Source organism: Xanthomonas sp. NCPPB 2632 (assembly GCF_041228075.2).
Classification (GTDB): Bacteria; Pseudomonadota; Gammaproteobacteria; order Xanthomonadales; family Rhodanobacteraceae; genus Luteibacter.
In genome coordinates this window covers 3,337,535-3,353,915 of the sequence record NZ_CM192979.1, presented here as the reverse complement: position 1 = coordinate 3,353,915, position 16,381 = coordinate 3,337,535, and the positions used below count along the sequence as shown (strand labels likewise).

The following is a 16,381-nucleotide window of genomic DNA, read 5'->3' as shown; positions in this document are numbered from 1 at the left end:
GACACATGCCGATGAACACCCTGACGGACAATCTGCCCGACGTGCCGGATGCGGTCTCGTGGTCGGAAGGCATGCTGCTGTCGCCGCAGCATTTCCAGCAGAACGACATCTACTGGCATGCCCTGCTGCAACAACGCCTGTCCACCGTGCAGCCGCGTGGCTGGGGCCTGCTGGACCTGGCGATCGACCCGACCGAACTGGCCCGGGGCGTGGTACGCATCACGCGTGTGCGTGCGGTCATGCGCGATGGCCTGCTGGTGGATCACGAGGAGGCCGTGGGCGCGGCGCCCCTGCAACTGGACCTTTCCGGCCACGGATGGATCGCCGAACCGAACGTCACCGTGCACCTGTGCGTGCCCGTGCGCGGCAAGGGCGCCGCCAACGTTCACGGCGAGATGCAGCGCTATACCACCGTGGCCGGCGACCTGGTGGCCGACGAGCACACGGGCAGGGACGAGATCGCGGTGGATCGCCTGCGCCCCGTGTATTCGCTGATGGCGGGCGACGCGGTACCGCGGTCCTACAGTTCGTTCCCGCTGCTGCGCCTGACCGGCGATGCACGCGGCGTCGGCCTGGCGCCGTTCCATCCGCCGCTGCTGCGGCTGGAAGCCGCCGCCGTCCACGGCGAGCGCGGGCTGGATGCCCGGCTCAAACGGTTGTCCGTGCTGCTGTGGGCCAAGTATCGCGAGCTGATGGGTGCCGGCGTCGATCGCGCGGAGCGTCGGCTGGCCAGCGAGTCGCATGCCCAGGTACGCGCGGCGCGGTTCCTGGTCACCGTGCTGCCCGGCCTGGACGTGCTGCTGCAATCCGGCGAAGTGCATCCTTTCGAGGCATACAAGGCGTTGGCCGGGCTGGTAGGTGTGCTGGCCGCCAGCGACGGCGCACCGCAGCCGCCCGCCCTGGGCGGCTACGACCACGACGATTGCCTGCCACAGTTCGAACGCGCCTTCCGCTACATCGATGCGCAACTGACGCGACTCAACGCGGACTACGAGGTCTACGAGTTCCGCCGCGTCGGCGTCTCGGGATTCCAGTGCGTGCTGCCGCCCGGCATGGATACCGCGCGCCTGCTCATCGAGCTGCGGCCGGCGGTGGGCGAGACCGCGCAGACCCTGCACGACTGGATCAACACCGCGGCCATCGGTACCGACGACCTCGTCTCCACCCTGGTGCGCCGCCGCGACACCGGGGCGCCCGTGACGCCCGCCGATGCCGGCGAGGTGAAGGCACTGAACCTTCCGGCGGGTTCGTTCGTCTACGGGGTGGCGCAGCGACGGATCGACCCGGAAACCGGACCGCCGCGCGCGCTGCTCGTGGCTGGCCGCACGCTGGTGATCCTGGGTGAACCGGGCAGCCACGTGCCCACCGCGATCACGCTTTACGTGCCGCGCGTGGCGGCGGGGCACTGATCGATGCCGACCGCCTCGCCCGCCTACGTGTCGCTGCTGGGACGCTTCGCCGCGTTCTACGAGACCGTGGCCGAGGTGAAACAGGCGGCGCAGCGTGGCGAGCTGGAACGGCTGTTGCAGCCGGATACGCCCCGCGTAGTGCTGTCCGCGCACGATCTGGCCGCACGCGTGTCCGCCTACCTGCTCGACGTGCTGGATAAGCAGAAGCACGAGGTCGTCGCCTCGGCGACGGAAGCGGAGCTGACCGTCTACATCCGCGCGCGTTACGCGATGCTGGCCCTGGCCGATGAGATATTCATCCTCGACCTGGCCTGGCCCGGCGCGGAGCACTGGCCGGAATACTTGCTGGAATACCGCGTCGAGCGCAGCCGCGTCGCCGGCCGGCGGTTCTTCGACCTGGCCCAGGCGCTGGTGGAGTCGCGTGCGCCGGCGCCCCTGGATGCGGACCTGGCCGGCGTCTTCCTGCTCGCCTTGCAGCTGGGCTTCAAGGGGCGCTACCGCGGGCCCTCGGGCGAGGCGGCGATCGCCGCCTTCCGCGGCAAGCTGTACAAGCTGGCCAGCCAGGGCGACCTGGGCGTGGCGCGCCGGCATGCCTTCGACGAGGCGTACAAGCACACCGTGAGCACCGATCGCGACAACAGCCGCACGGCGCTGATGCCGTGGGTGCGCGGCGCGCTGTATGGCGCGCTGGCCTATCTGGTCGTCTCTTCCGTGGTGTGGCTGGTCTTGACCTGGTCGTTGCTGGATACCCTCCAGCGCACCGCCGGAGCCGCGTCGTGAGCCGCGCGTTCGTCGTCTGCCTCGTGCTGGCAGTGGTCGCGCTGCTGCTGATCGTCGTGCTGCTGTGGCGTGCGCGCCGTGCACCCGCGGTGCCAGCGGTACGCGGCGTGCCGCGCAAGGTGGCGGGGCACGGTCGCTGGGTCACGCTGCGCGACGCGGCACGCCGGCGTTACGCCGTGGTGGAGCGCGCGGTGCGCTACCTCCTGGCGCGACGCGACTGGCGTTATCGCAGCAACTGGCTGTTGCTGCTGGGCATGGCCGGCGACGGCAAGAGCAGTCTCGCCGCGTCGGTGCCCGACGACCTGCTGCGCCGACCCAGCGGAGCCGACCTCCGCAACGAGGCCTGGCTGCGGGCCTCGGTGCCGCGTGCGCAGTGGCGTTTCCTCGACAGCGGCGTGCTACTAGACCCCGACGCCACCACCGCGCCCGAGGTGGCCGGGCAGGCGCACTGGCACGACCTGCTCGGCGATATCGAAAGCCTGCGTCCGGACCGTGCCGTGGACGGCCTGGTCTGGGCGTTATCCGCGGATCGCCTGTTGTCGTCCGACGATGCCGCGCTGGATGCGCTGGCCCAGGCGATGTTCACGCGCGTGTACTCGGTGCAGGAGCGCTACGCGTATGCGTTGCCCGTGTACCTGGTGCTGACACGCATGGATGCCGTGCCCGGCTTCGATGCGTTCTGGGCCGCGCAGGACCCGGCGCTGCGCCGCGAGATCGTCGGCTGGTCCAGTCCCACGCTGGACGACAACGGCACACCGGCGGAATGGATCGCCAAGGCCTTCGGCAAGCTGCTGGACGGCCTGCGCACGCTGGTGCTGGCCAGCGCGGCGGCGCGCGACCATATCGACGACGCGGACGATTTCTTCCTGTTTCCCCAGCACATGCGGCGCCTGCAGGTGCCGTTGCAGCGTGTGCTGGATGTCGTGTTCAAGCCCAATATGTACGAGACACGGGCGTTCTGTCGCGGTATCTATTTCGTCGGGCCGGATGGCAGCGACGGCGCGGCGGCCAGCGCACCACGCCGGGACGTCGGTTTCCTGGGCGACCTGCTGGCGGAGAAGGTGTTCGGCGAGAAGGGCCTGGCGCAGCGCACGCGCAAGGGCATCCTGGCGCGCAACCGCCTGCTGCGCGGGTTGCAGCTGGGCGTCGCGGCGGCGGCGCTGGCAGGGGTCGTCGCGCTGCCCTGGACGGCGTGGCACGTAGCCTCGCGGGGCAAGGCCCTGCACGACATGGTCGTCGATGTCTCGGCCAGCAGCGATGCGCTGGCCCGTGGCGGCTGCCTGGATGCACGCCGCTTCAACGAACTGGTCGGGCAGATCGCACGGCTGGACACGCGCACCCGTTACCTCGCGATCCCGGCGTCATGGGTCGATCGGCGCATTCCCGACGGGGTGGTGCGCACCGTCTCGGGCAAGGCGCTGGATCAGGTGTTGCTGCCGTCGCTGGCCTGCGAGTTGCAGAAGCGTATCGATACCTTGTCGTCGGCGGTGCTGGCGCCGGCCGGCGGCGACGTGCCCCCGGACCAGGCATTCGAGCGCGCGCACGCACAACTCGACGCCCAGCTGTCGCACCTGGCGGCGTTGGAGGATGCGCTGGCGCGCTTCCGTACCCTGGGCCACCCCGCGGACGAGGGTGGCGTGCGTGCGTTGCTGGCGGCGTTCGCCGATGTGTCGCGTTACGTGCACGGCAAGCCGGTGCCGAGGGATGCGCTGGCAGCCGACGGCATGCTCGGCAAGGCGTTGCTCGCGGCCCGTTACGGGTCGGCGCCGGACATCGGCCACGACCGCCAGCGCCAGCTCATCGAGCGTTTCGACACCATGGCCGAAGAAGCCGCGAGCGACCTTTCCCGGCGCGTGGCCTCGGGTCCCGCACTGCTGGCCGAACTGAAGGACGACCGGCCGCCGGTGCTGCCCACCCTGCGTGCCTTCGACGACTGGTTGCGCTGGGTCGGCACGGGCTGGGTGTTGTCCACGCCCGCGTCCAATCCCTGCGCACGCGAGGTGGATGCCCTGCGCCCCGGTATCGACGTGCTGATCCGCAAGCATGGTTACGATGCCTCGTTGCGCGACACGCTGGGCCACTTCGACACGACCCATTGCTACCTGCCCGCGGTGGCCACGCTGCGCCAGGCCTCGGTGCCGCCTTACGGCGCGCTGTTCACGGTGAACGCGACCACGGGCGAGTTGCAGGGCATCAGCCCCGGGCTGGCCGCCGAGGCCAGCGGCCTGCATGCACTGGCCGGCATGGGCTTCATGCAGGTGGCTTCCATGCAGGCGTTCAGCTGCAACGGTTCGGCCGGTGGTTTCCGCGCGGGGGCGTTCGACGAAGTGCTGGGAGAACTGCGCGACTACCAGGCGTTCGGCACGCGCGAGCGCCAGGCGCATCCCGTGGCCGAAGGCACCGAGCCGCTGTATGAGCGCATCGCGCATGCGCAGCTGGCGCGCACGCTGGAAGACAGCCTGGCGCGCAACCAGCGCCAGCGCGTCGGCGAGGGCGATTCGCCGGGGCTGGACGCGGTCTCGGCCCTGGATCGGGAGCTGTCGACGGAAAGCGCGGCCCTGTCGGCGTCCATCGGGCCGATGCTGCAATCGTTGCAGCAACTGCGCCAGCTGCGTTTCGCCGCACTGGCCGATAGCGTCGGCCAGTGCGCGCGCAACTACGCCTCGGGCATGCTGATGGACGTCTCCGGACTGGCCTCGGCCAGCCAGCTGTACGCGCCGCCCGTGCAGGCGGCGAACGAGGCGGGCGACGCGCCGATGTTCGACCTGGGCAGCACCCCCGTGCTGCAGGCGTACCTGCAACGGCAACTGGCGCGCGCGCAGGTGCTGTCCGGTTACGCCGCGCCCTTCGTCACGCTGTTGAAGAACTCGCGCGGCACCAGCGATACCCACCGGCTGAATGCGCAGACCGACGTCTACTGGGACGGCACGATCGACCAGTTCAATCGCGCCGTGCAGTTCGCCGATCCGGCGGGGCAGGTGGCTGCGCTGGAAGACCTGTTCCTCAAGCAGCTGGCCACGCTCACCTATGCCACGTGCGATGCGGCGCTGTCGGCCTATCGTGGCCCGGCCGGGGGCAACGACCTGTTCTCGGCGCGACGCGAGGCGATGCTGCGCCAGGCCACGCTGGCGTGTACGGCGCAGGGCAAGGCCGGCTCCGAGCTGCACTTCTATCGCATCGCCATGCTGTTCAACAGCGAGGTGGCCGGGCGTTACCCGTTCGGTCCGCCGGATGCGCACGAGGTGACGCCGGATACGGTACGGGCGTTCTTCGTGTACTACGCGAAGGAGAAGGTCGAACTGATGACCTGGCTGGCCACCGCCAAGGGCGACCGCGCCGCCCGCATGAAGGCGTTCATCGCGCAGCTGGACGCCGTGCAGGCCTTCTTTGCCGGCAACCTTTCGGTGGTGCCGGTCGGTGCGCCGCTGTCCATGGAGGTGACCTTCCGTGCGCGCCCGCAGGATTCGCCGCTGAGCAACCAGCTGGTGGGCTGGACGCTGTCCAGCGGCACCGGCAAGGCCAACTGGCCCGATGTGGCGCCGACGCTGGCGTGGACGTTTGGCCAGCCGGTGTCGCTCGACCTGGCCTGGGCAGACAGCTCGCGCTACACGCCCGTGGCCGATCCGGCGCAGGCGGACCTGGGCGTGAACGGCCACCATGCCGTGTATCGCGCGGACGGCCCCTGGGCGCTGCTGCACTTCATCGACACGCATCGCGCGCCTTCCGCCAGCGGCCTGGACCCCGATGCGGTGCTGCTCGGGTTCGACGTGCCCACCGTGGTCAGCACACCGTCGGCTGGCGAAGACACCGTCGCAAGGGCACGGCTGTACATCGCGCTGCGGCTGTCGTCGAACGATCCGACCACCCATGCCGCGCAGCCGCTGCACGTACCCGTGTTCCCGCAACAGGCACCGGAGCCGTAATGAATCCCCCAGGAGGACATGCCATGTCGCCAGCCCATCCCACGCCCGCCTCCTTCGAGGGCGGCTACTTCGAAACGCACTTCGGTCGCTCGCTGGAGCGTCTGCTGGCGCCGATCCCCGGGCACGACCCCACCGGGTCGCCCGTACGTGGCACCTCGGCCTACCGTGCCCTGTCCGAAGCGCGGCGCGGCGACGACCCGTCGTTGCCGATGGGCCCGTGGGCGGCCGAACTGCGTCGTTCCAACTGGCCACGCGTCTCGCGGATCATCGTGTCGGTGCTGTCCGAGCAAACCAAGGACCTGCAGTTGGCCGCCTGGCTGCTGGAATCGGAGATCCACGAGCGCGGCCACATCGCGGTGGCGCCGTGCATCGCCCTGATGCAGGCGCTGTGCGAAACGTTCTGGGAGCGCCTTTATCCGCGCACCGACGACGCCAGTTTCGAGGCCCTGGGCAACGTGGTGCGCTGGGTCGACGAGAAGCTGATGCCGGCGCTGTCCCTGGCGCCGCTGGTCGGTGAGCCCGAGCAGACGGTGAGCTGGTCGGCCTGGGAGCAGGCGCGCCGCTTCGAGCGGATCAAGGCCGTGCAGCGCGAACTGCCCGATGAGGCCGCGGAAGCACCCACCCTGGCGGACCTCGCGGCGCTGGTGGGACGGCAGTCGACGGAGCACCTGCGCCGACGCATCGTCGATCTGGACACGGCCCACGCGGCGGTGCTCGCCTTCGAGGCCAGCCTGCGCGCGCAGGCGTCGGACATGCCCTCGCTGTCGCGACTGCGTGGGTTGCTGGAGCGCATGCAGTCGCCCATGCGCGAGGAACTGGCGCAGCGTGGCGTGGCGGTGCGCGAGCCCGGGGTGGTGCCCGTCGACCAGGCGCCGTCCGTCGATGCGGGCGGCGACGATGTCGTGGCCGCCGGGCGCGGTGCCGCTGCCGGTAGCGATGCCGGAGCGGGCGACGGTCATGCCGGCACGGACCACGACGAGTCGGACGACGACACATCGCCCGGGTACGAGCCGCTCGACCCCGTGGCCGAACGCCAGCGCGCCTACGACGTCCTCGAGGACATCGCCGCCTTCCTCGCGCGCATCGAACCGCACAGCCCCGTGCCCTACCTGCTGCGGCGCGCCGTGCTATGGGGCGGCATGAACTCCGCGCAGCTTTACCACGCCATCTTCGTGGAGGGCGGCGGACGCCTCGACATGCTCGACATACTCGGCATCACCGACGGTACGACCTCCGAGTGATGTCTTTTCCCAGGTATCCAGGACGATGACGATGCTGGCCACCCGTTCTTCACCCGCGCCCGCGGATTGCCGCGACGACACGCCGACGCCGCTCGTCCGGCGCATCGATCTTGCCGACGCCATGGCCTTGCCGGCGTTCGTGGAACAGGTGGCCGAGGCACTATGGCGCTATGCCGCGGACACGCTGGACATCGTCGATGTGGCGCCCGCCGGCGGCGTCTTCGCGGCGCGCCTGCTGAGGGCGATGGATCGCCTTGCCGTGCGCGACGGTCACGCGCCGGATATCCGGCTATACCTGTGCGGGGGCTATGCGTCGTCGCTGCTGCGTCACCGCCGCGTGCGCGACGGGGTGCGGCACGGACAGGTCTGCCTGCACGGATGGGACCCCTCCGGCGCCGACCGTCCGCCCGTACTGCGCGATCGCGTCGCGTTCCTCGGCATGGGCTACTTCCAGGGGCTGGACATCGACCTGTGCGCGACGCATTACTCACAGTGGTTCACCGGATGCATGACGGTGTCACCCGCGCAAGCCGATGGCGTCAGTAACGTGGAGGGCGCATGGTCGGTCACTAGCGGTGACGGCCCCTTGGAAGCCTACTATCGCGGCAAGCTGGCCAGTGCGGTGCTGAACCTGCCCTCGGCGGGTATTCGCGCCGTGGGCGCCATGGCCTCGTTGACGGGTGGGCGCTACCTGTTGCTTGCCGCGGATCACGGCGTCGGCGACCTTCGCGATATCGCCGACGGCGGCCTGGCGCTGCCTTCGGCATGGATCGACGGCAGCTCCGCGATGCCGGTGAATTTCCATGCGCTGGCCTGCGCCCAGCCGGATGCCCGCGTGGCGTATGAAAGGACCGCGGGTGACTCGCCGCTGTTGCTGGTGACGATGGCCGGCGACGAACCGGTCGATGCGTTCGCCCGGGTGCTTGCGCCGCTTCGCGGCGGCATGGACACCGCGCTGGCCTTGCGCGAGCAGGCCCGCTGGCTGTCGGACGAGGCGCCCGCAGCGGTCACCCTCGCCGTGCTACGGGCAGCGGCCTTCGATCCGCATGCGCTCGTTTTGCGTGGCCTGCGCGAGGAAGGGGATGCGCTCGCGCGCTCGCACTGGCGGGATGCCTTGCAATGCAGCGGGGAGCTGGCGCGTGACGAAACCACCACCGATGCCTGCCAGCGCGTGGGCGCCTGCGCGGCCGACCTGGGATTGTGGGACCTTGCTGTGGACGTGCTCGCGCCGCTACAGGCATCGCTGGTCGACGACGTGGCCGACCGGCTCACCTGGTCGTTGCTGCATGCCGGCGATGTCACGGCGGCGCAGGCCATGCTCGGTAACCCGGAAGACGACGAGCCGGCATGGAAGACCTATATCCGCGACCACGCACGTTATTGCCGTACGTTGCCATGGTTCGCCGCGGAACACGCGGCGGACGGCGAACTGCGTCTGGAGCCGCTTGCCTGGCATCACGCCCCGGCGTGGCTGCGCCAGTATCGCGATCCGCACATCGGTATCGTGACCCGCTTGCCCGCGCTCGAGGACGTGGACGCGGTGCGCGAGTGGATCGCCTTCCAGCAGGCCGATCCGCAGCGCGCCTGCTTCGCGCTGGTCGACCGGGCGGACGGCTTCGTCGGTTCGGTGGGCTACCAGCACGCCGGCAGCGCGGGGTATTTCCATTTCTGGATCGGCGCGGACCACCAGAACCGCGGGCTGGGGCGCCGGGCTGCACGGCTGCTCACCCGGCAGGCGGTAGAGGTGGGCATCGATGTGTTCTACACCTCGGCATACCGTGACAACACCCGTTCGATCGCCGCGCTGCACGCGCTGGGTTTCCAGTCGATGGCGGCGCACGCGGCGCCGCCGGACGACGACCTGCTGTTCTTCCAGCAGGCGCTGGGAATGGGCGCGTCGCCATCTATCGAAGGCTTGCGCCAGCTCTGCTTCGCCATCGGCTGTCCCTTCGATCCGCTCGACCTGTCGCCCGACCGGGCTTTCGCGAGGTAGTACGCCATGACCACATCCTCGGTGTTGGGTAAACGCAAGGCCCGCAGCCTGTCGCCCGAACCCCATGCGGCGCAGGCGAAGAGCACGCTGACGTTCTCGCACGAGGCGTTCGCGGGGAAGAGTATGGATTCGGGCCTGGCGCCCGGCACGCCACGCTTCCATGCGTTTTCCAACATCGCGTTCCCGGCGAAGGAGACCTTTCCCGATGGCGCGGTCCGGCGCGCGCCGTCGCTGGTGGCCGACTACCGTTCCGATACGGGACTCACCCCATTGTCCAGTAAGCAGGACTGGGACGCCGTGCCGTCGCCCTCGACAGATACCAACACCATGCACCGTTCACGACGTGGCTCCATCGTCGGCTTGTCCAACATGCCGGATGGTTCGGTCAAGGGCTGGCGCCTGCACTCGTTGCCCACCACCGAGGCGCTTCGCGATGCGTCAGCGTCCAAGCCGTTCGTCACCGCGTTCGACGAGAGCGCAAAGCGGCTGTATACGCCCGCGATCAACAGCAAGGGCACCGAGCAGACGATCAATACCGTGCTCTCCGATGTCGGCAAGGTGCGTTACGACCACGGCACTGCCCGCTTCGCGTGGATCGACGGCACTTATGCCATGGGTGTTTCCGCGAAGGGGCTGGACAAGAGCGCCAGCGGTTCGCCGTCCACACTCTACGCGCCCAGCGAAAAGTCGGCGAAACGGCGGGGCAAGAAGAGCAACCCGGCGCAGAACCACCATTCCGAACCGATGGCCGTGACGCTGCACGACACGCACCGGCACACGCCCATGGCCCAGGACACGGGCCTTGTGGCCACGTTCGCCAGCTTCCCCAACCAGGTGTGCTTCCATTGCGGCGAGATGTTCAAGGACAACCTGGGCTCGCACAGTGCGCTGACCGGCGTGCCCGGGCGACCCTTCGGTGGACAGCACCCCGGCGAGACCACGACCAAGAGCGGCAGCAGCATCGTGCGTGCGCATCCCATGACCGAACTCGTCGCCGACAAGGGGCACCACGCGGAACTGGCCAAGATCTTCTCGTACCACAAGCCCTGATGCCACCGGCTCTCGACGCCGCCACCGCGCCGTTTACTGCATCGCAGCGTGTCCCCATGCGTTGCGCCGCCTACAATCGATGGGCCACAGGTGTCCTGCCGCCGCCATTCCGGTGCGCAGGGTGAAACGGGAAGCCGGTCCGATGCCGGCGCTGCCCCCGCAACGGTAGGCGAGAAAACCCGACTCAGAACCACTGCGGCAACGCGGGAAGGTGTCGGGCTGATGCATGCCGCATCGCTCGCAAGCCCGGAGACCGGCCCGTGGTGGACATCGCATGCGGTGTCTTCCTCGGGTGTTGCGGTGGGCAACCGGATGAGCTGACTCGACGCGGCGTCCGTTGTCTCGAATCACTTGTCTTGTCCCTCGCACGCCCGGTTTCGCGGGTGAGCGATCTGGAGACTGGACAATGAACGAGATGAACCCGGCCGCGACCCATGTCGCCACGGTAAAGCTGCTGATCGACGGCGAGTTCGTCGAATCGACCACCACGCAATGGCGTGACGTGGTCAACCCGGCCACGCAGGTGGTGCTGGCACGCGTGCCCTTCGCCACGCCGGCGGAAGTCGAGGCGGCGGTGGATGCCGCGCGCCGCGCCTTCGTCACCTGGCGCAAGACGCCCATCGGTGCGCGGGCGCGCATCTTCCTCAAGTACCAGCAACTGATCCGCGAGCACATGGCCGAACTGGCCGCGACGCTCACGGCGGAGCAGGGCAAGACGCTGCCCGATGCCGAAGGCGACGTGTTCCGTGGCCTGGAGGTGGTGGAACACGCGGCGGCCATCGGCAACCTGCAGCTGGGCGAGCTGGCCAACAACGTGGCCGGCGGTGTGGATACCTATACGCTGCTGCAACCGCTGGGCGTATGCGCGGGCATCACGCCGTTCAACTTCCCGGCGATGATTCCGCTGTGGATGTTCCCGATGGCGATCGCCACGGGTAACACCTTCGTGCTGAAACCGTCGGAGCAGGACCCGATGGTGACCATGCGCCTGGTCGAACTGGCCGTGGAGGCTGGCATCCCCCGCGGCGTGCTCAATGTCGTGCACGGTGGCGAGGACGTGGTCAACGCGATCTGCGACCACCCGCAGATCAAGGCGGTGTCGTTCGTCGGTTCCACCCGCGTCGGCACCCATGTCTACCATCGCGCGTCGCAGGCCGGCAAGCGCGTGCAGTGCATGATGGGTGCGAAGAACCACGCCGTGGTGCTCCCCGATGCCCATCGCGAGCAGACGCTCAACGCGATGGTCGGCGCGGCGTTCGGCGCGGCGGGCCAGCGCTGCATGGCCGCCTCGACGGCCGTGCTGGTCGGCGCCGCGCGCGAATGGCTGCCCGACCTGGTGGCCCGCGCCAGGACGTTGAAGATCAATGCGGGCAGCGAGGCCGGTACGGATGTCGGCCCGGTCATCTCCTGCGCGGCGCGCGATCGCGTCCACGCCTTGATCGACGCCGGTGTGGCCGAAGGCGCCACGCTGGAGCTGGACGGTCGCGATTGCCGCGTGCCGGGCTACGAGCAGGGCAACTTCGTCGGCCCGACCATCTTCTCGGGCGTGCGCCCCGGCATGCGCATCTACGACGAGGAAATCTTCGGTCCCGTGCTCGTCGTCCTCACGGTGGACACGCTGGACGAAGCGATCGCGCTGGTCAATGCCAACCCCAACGGCAACGGCACGGCGTTGTTCACGGGCAGCGGCGCCGCGGCGCGTCGTTTCCAGGAAGACATCGACGTGGGGCAGGTCGGCATCAACGTACCGATTCCGGTGCCTGTGCCGCTGTTCTCGTTCACCGGCTCGCGCGCCTCGAAACTGGGCGACCTGGGGCCGTACGGCAAGCAGGCGGTCATGTTCTACACGCAGACCAAGACGGTCACCTCGCGCTGGTTCGACGACGGCGGCACGGGTCACGGCGTCAACACCACCATCAGCCTGAAGTGAGGGCGCCCCTCATGGACATTCCGGTGACGGTGCAGGCCCCGGGCCTGAGCGACGAGCAGAATGCGTTCCGCGAGGCGGCGCGCGACTTCGCCCAGGCGGAGCTGGCGCCGCATGCGGCACACTGGGACGCGCAAGGCATCTTTCCGCGCGAGGTCATCGGCAAGGCCGGGCAACTGGGCTTCTGTGGCCTCTACGTGGACGAAGCGGCCGGCGGTACCGGCCTGACGCGACTGGACGCGGCCATCGTGTTCGAGGAACTGGCCGCGGTCGATCCCTCCACGGCCGCCTTCATCAGCATCCACAACATGGCGACCTGGATGCTGACCACCTACGCCCAGCCAGCCCTGTTGCAGGCCTGGGGCGAACCGCTGGCCAGCGGCACGCGTCTCGCGTCGTACTGCCTGACCGAGCCGGGCGCCGGTTCCGATGCGGCCTCGTTGCAGACGCGCGCCGTGCGCGAGAACGATAACTACGTCATCAACGGTAGCAAGGCGTTCATCTCCGGGGCCGGCGCCACCGACATGCTGGTGGTGATGGCCCGCACCGGCGGCGACGGCGCGCGTGGCATCAGTGCGTTCGCGGTGCCCGCGGATACCGCGGGGATCGGCTACGGCCGCAAGGAGGAAAAGCTCGGCTGGAACAGCCAGCCCACGCGCGGCATCACGTTCGAGGACGTACGTATTCCCGCAACGAACCGGCTGGGCGAGGAAGGCGAGGGCTTTCGCATCGCGATGAAGGGCCTGGACGGTGGCCGGATCAACATCAGCGCGTGTTCGCTCGGCGCGGGGCAGGGGGCACTGGATGCGGCCCGCCGCTACCTGGGCGAGCGGCGCCAGTTCGGCCGCAAGCTGGGCGAGTTCCAGGCGCTGCAATTCAAGCTGGCCGACATGGCCACGCAACTGGTGGCCGCACGGCAGATGGTTCACACCGCCGCGCGCAAGCTCGATGCACGCAGCCACGACGCCACGGTGTGGTGCGCCATGGCCAAGCGTTTCGCCACGGATGCCGGTTTCGCCATTTGCAACGATGCCTTGCAGTTGCATGGCGGGTACGGCTACATACGCGAGTACCCGATCGAGCGGCTGCTGCGTGACAGTCGGGTGCACCAGATACTGGAAGGCACCAACGAGATCATGCGCGTGATCGTGGCGCGCCACCTGCTCAACACCGAAGAGGAACTGCGATGAGTGGCTACAAGGACACCGACTGGACCGGGCTGGCGCTGAAGGTCGAGGGCCATACGGCCGTCGTGACCCTGCGCAACCCGCCGGCCAACACCTGGACGGTGCACAGCCTGACGGCGCTGCGCGACCTGACCGGCGCATTGAACGCCGATCGTGACATCTACGCCCTGGTGGTCACGGGCGAGGGCGGCAAGTTTTTCTGCGCCGGCGCCGATCTCAAACAGTTCGCCGAGGGCGACCGCGCCGTGGCGCGCGCGGCGGCCCGTCGCTTCGGCGAGGCCTTCGAAGCCCTGTCCGCGTTCCGTGGCGTGAGCATCGCCGCGATCAACGGCTATGCGATGGGCGGTGGCCTGGAGTGCGCGCTGGCGTGCGACCTGCGCATCGCCGAGGCGCACGCGCAGATGGCGCTGCCCGAGGCCGGCGTGGGCCTGCTGCCGTGCGCGGGCGGCACGCAGAACCTGCCGCGCCTGGTCGGCGAAGGCTGGGCCAAGCGGATGATCCTGCTCGGCGAGCGCGTCGACGCGCCCACCGCGCTGCGGATCGGGCTGGTCGAAGAGGTGGTTCCCACCGGCGAGGGGCTGGCTACGGCCCTGGCCTGGGCCGCACGCTCCCACGCGCAAAGTCCGACCAGCGTCACGGCGTGCAAGCGGCTGGTCCAGGCCACCCGCACCCAGACCCACGCGGCCGCGCTGGTGGCGGAGCGTGAGGCCTTCGTCGACCTGTTCGACAGCGCCGACCAGGCCGAGGGTGTGCACGCCTTCCTGGAAAAGCGCAGCCCGCAGTGGAAGAACGCATGAGCGCGACGCCGATGGAAACGCCGGACGATGCACCGGTGTTGTTCGAAGAGCGTGCGACGCGCGACGGCCGGCGCATCGGCATCGCCACGCTGAATGCGCCGAAGACATTGAACGGCCTGTCGCTGCCGATGGCCCGACTGCTCGACGAGCGACTGCGTGCCTGGGCCGACGACGACGGCATCGTCATGGTGCTGTTGCAGGGCGCGGGCGAGAAGGCCTTCTGCGCCGGTGGCGACCTGCATGGCCTGTACCGCGGCATGCTCGACCATCGCGACGGCAGCCACGACATCGCCCGCGATACGCCTGCCGCCGCTTTCTTCGCCACGGAATACCGGCTCGACTACCGCATTCACCGCTACGCCAAGCCGGTGCTGTGCTGGGGCCATGGCATCGTCATGGGCGGCGGCATCGGCCTGATGGCCGGCGCCAGCCACCGTGTGGTCACGGAGCGCTCGAAGCTGGCGTTCCCGGAGATCACCGTGGGCTTGTACCCCGACGTGGGCGGCAGCCGGTTGCTCAGGCGTGCGCCCGGGCACGGCGGCATCTTCCTCGCCCTGACCGGCGCGCCGCTGAATGCGGGCGATGCGATCCACGCGCGTCTGGCGGACTACCGCATGGACGCGTCGTGCCATGACGACGTGGTCGCGAAGCTGATCGAGACGGCATGGTCCGACCAGGCGACGGAGAACCACGCCACGCTCTCGACCGTGCTGGATGCCTTCGCGCAGCCGGCATCCCCCGGTCCATTGCAGCAGCATGCCGCGCTCATCGAGCGCCTGTGCGCACCGTCGAACCTGGACGAGGTCGTCGCCGGCATCGTCGCCCTCGATAGCGACGATGCGTGGTTGCAGGCGGCGAAAACCACGCTGCTCGCCGGCGCACCCGGATCGGCGCGGCTGGGCTTCGAACTGCAGCGGCGCGCGGCCGACCTGACGCTGGCGGATACCTTCCGTCTCGAATACACCGTGTCGCTGCACTGCGCCGCGCACGGCGACTTCGCCGAAGGCATTCGTGCCTTGCTGATCGACAAGGATCGCCAGCCGCGGTGGAACCCCGCCACCCTCGCCGAGGCCACGCCGGCCTGGGCGGAAACTTTCTTCCATGCCCCATGGACCGCGGCGGATCATCCGCTGGCCGACCTGGGTGCCTCCACGGAATCCTCGCCATGAGTCGCATCGCTTTCATCGGACTGGGCAACATGGGCGGCCCGATGGCCGCCAACCTGCTCAAGGCCGGGCACCACCTGCGTGTGTTCGACCTGGTGCCGACGGCGGTGGCCGCGGCGGTGGCGCTTGGCGCTACGGCGTCCGCCAGCGCGGCCGAGGCGGTGGCCGATGCCGAGGTGGTCATTTCCATGCTGCCGGCCAGCCGTCATGTGGATGCGCTGTACCGGGGCGACGCGGGCGTGCTGGCGGCGATTCCCGCCGGCGCACTGGTCGTGGACTGCAGCACCATCGCCCCGGAGACGGCGAAGCAGGTGGCCCGGGCTGCGGCCGATCGTGGGCTGGCGATGCTCGACGCGCCGGTGTCCGGCGGCACGGCCGGTGCCACGGCGGGCACGCTCACCTTCATCGTGGGCGGCGACGCCGCGGTGCTGGAACGCGCACGGCCGTTGCTGGCGTCGATGGGCAAGAACATCTTCCATGTCGGTACGAACGGCGCCGGCCAGGTGGCCAAGCTGTGCAACAACATGGCGCTGGGCGTCATCATGGCCGTCACCGGCGAGGCTATCGCCCTCGGCGCCGCGCATGGACTGGACCCCGCCGTGTTGTCGCAGATGATGGCGGTCAGCACCGGACGCAGCTGGGCCACGGAGGTCTGCAACCCCTGGCCCGGCGTGCTGCCCGGCGCACCGTCCTCACGCGGTTATACCGGCGGCTTCGGTACCGACCTGATGCTGAAAGACCTGGGCCTGGTGACCGAGGCGGCGGTCGGCGTGGGCGCGTCCATCCCGCTGGGCGAACTGGCTCGCAACCTGTACGCGCTGAACAGCAAGGCCGGCCGGGGCGGGCTGGATTTCTCCAGCGTGGTGAAGCTGGTCGCGCCGTCGCTGGACGGTTGAGGCGAGGCGACG

11 protein-coding genes and 1 riboswitch are annotated in these 16,381 nt (G+C 69.4%); all 11 genes read left to right on the top strand.

The features are described from left to right. Positions 1 to 11 precede the first annotated feature (11 nt). The 11 genes from tssK to mmsB all read left to right on the top strand — a co-directional run bounded on the left by tssK (position 12) and on the right by mmsB (position 16,369). On the top strand, positions 12 to 1,409 hold the full coding sequence (gene tssK / locus AB8808_RS14255) for a type VI secretion system baseplate subunit TssK (protein ID WP_369930327.1): 1,398 nt from the start codon (positions 12 to 14) through the stop codon (positions 1,407 to 1,409). Between the two features lie 3 nt (positions 1,410 to 1,412). Beyond that, entirely contained in the window at positions 1,413 to 2,189 is a 777-nt protein-coding gene (locus AB8808_RS14250) for a DotU family type IV/VI secretion system protein (RefSeq protein ID WP_369930326.1), read from the top strand. Further along, on the top strand, positions 2,186 to 6,112 hold the full coding sequence (locus tag AB8808_RS14245) for a type VI secretion protein IcmF/TssM N-terminal domain-containing protein (protein ID WP_369930325.1): 3,927 nt from the start codon (positions 2,186 to 2,188) through the stop codon (positions 6,110 to 6,112). The genes AB8808_RS14250 and AB8808_RS14245 overlap by 4 nt, the downstream gene beginning before the upstream one ends. Positions 6,113 to 6,135: 23 nt before the next feature. Next, entirely contained in the window at positions 6,136 to 7,353 is a 1,218-nt protein-coding gene (gene tssA, locus AB8808_RS14240; RefSeq protein WP_369930324.1) for a type VI secretion system protein TssA, read from the top strand. A 25-nt stretch (positions 7,354 to 7,378) separates the two neighbouring features. Continuing rightward, on the top strand, positions 7,379 to 9,346 hold the full coding sequence (locus tag AB8808_RS14235) for a GNAT family N-acetyltransferase (protein WP_369930323.1): 1,968 nt from the start codon (positions 7,379 to 7,381) through the stop codon (positions 9,344 to 9,346). 6 nt (positions 9,347 to 9,352) lie between these two features. Continuing rightward, a complete protein-coding gene (locus AB8808_RS14230; protein ID WP_369930322.1) occupies positions 9,353 to 10,396 on the top strand; it encodes a hypothetical protein in 1,044 nt (347 codons plus the stop codon). 71 nt (positions 10,397 to 10,467) lie between these two features. Then, positions 10,468 to 10,672, top strand: a riboswitch (cobalamin riboswitch). Positions 10,673 to 10,811: 139 nt separating this feature from the next. Continuing rightward, the gene (locus AB8808_RS14225; protein WP_369931264.1) at positions 10,812 to 12,326 is read left to right on the top strand and encodes a CoA-acylating methylmalonate-semialdehyde dehydrogenase; all 1,515 of its coding nucleotides are present in this window, start codon (positions 10,812 to 10,814) and stop codon (positions 12,324 to 12,326) included. Positions 12,327 to 12,337: 11 nt separating this feature from the next. Next, positions 12,338 to 13,513, top strand: coding sequence for an acyl-CoA dehydrogenase family protein (locus AB8808_RS14220; protein ID WP_369930321.1), 1,176 nt, complete (start codon positions 12,338 to 12,340; stop codon positions 13,511 to 13,513). Next, complete coding sequence (locus AB8808_RS14215; RefSeq protein WP_369930320.1) at positions 13,510 to 14,307, top strand: enoyl-CoA hydratase; 798 nt, start codon at positions 13,510 to 13,512, stop codon at positions 14,305 to 14,307. The genes AB8808_RS14220 and AB8808_RS14215 overlap by 4 nt, the downstream gene beginning before the upstream one ends. Next, the gene (locus tag AB8808_RS14210) at positions 14,304 to 15,476 is read left to right on the top strand and encodes an enoyl-CoA hydratase/isomerase family protein (protein WP_369930319.1); all 1,173 of its coding nucleotides are present in this window, start codon (positions 14,304 to 14,306) and stop codon (positions 15,474 to 15,476) included. The genes AB8808_RS14215 and AB8808_RS14210 overlap by 4 nt, the downstream gene beginning before the upstream one ends. Next, entirely contained in the window at positions 15,473 to 16,369 is an 897-nt protein-coding gene (gene mmsB / locus AB8808_RS14205; protein ID WP_369930318.1) for a 3-hydroxyisobutyrate dehydrogenase, read from the top strand. Before AB8808_RS14210 ends, mmsB begins: the two co-directional genes overlap by 4 nt. Positions 16,370 to 16,381: the final 12 nt, after the last annotated feature.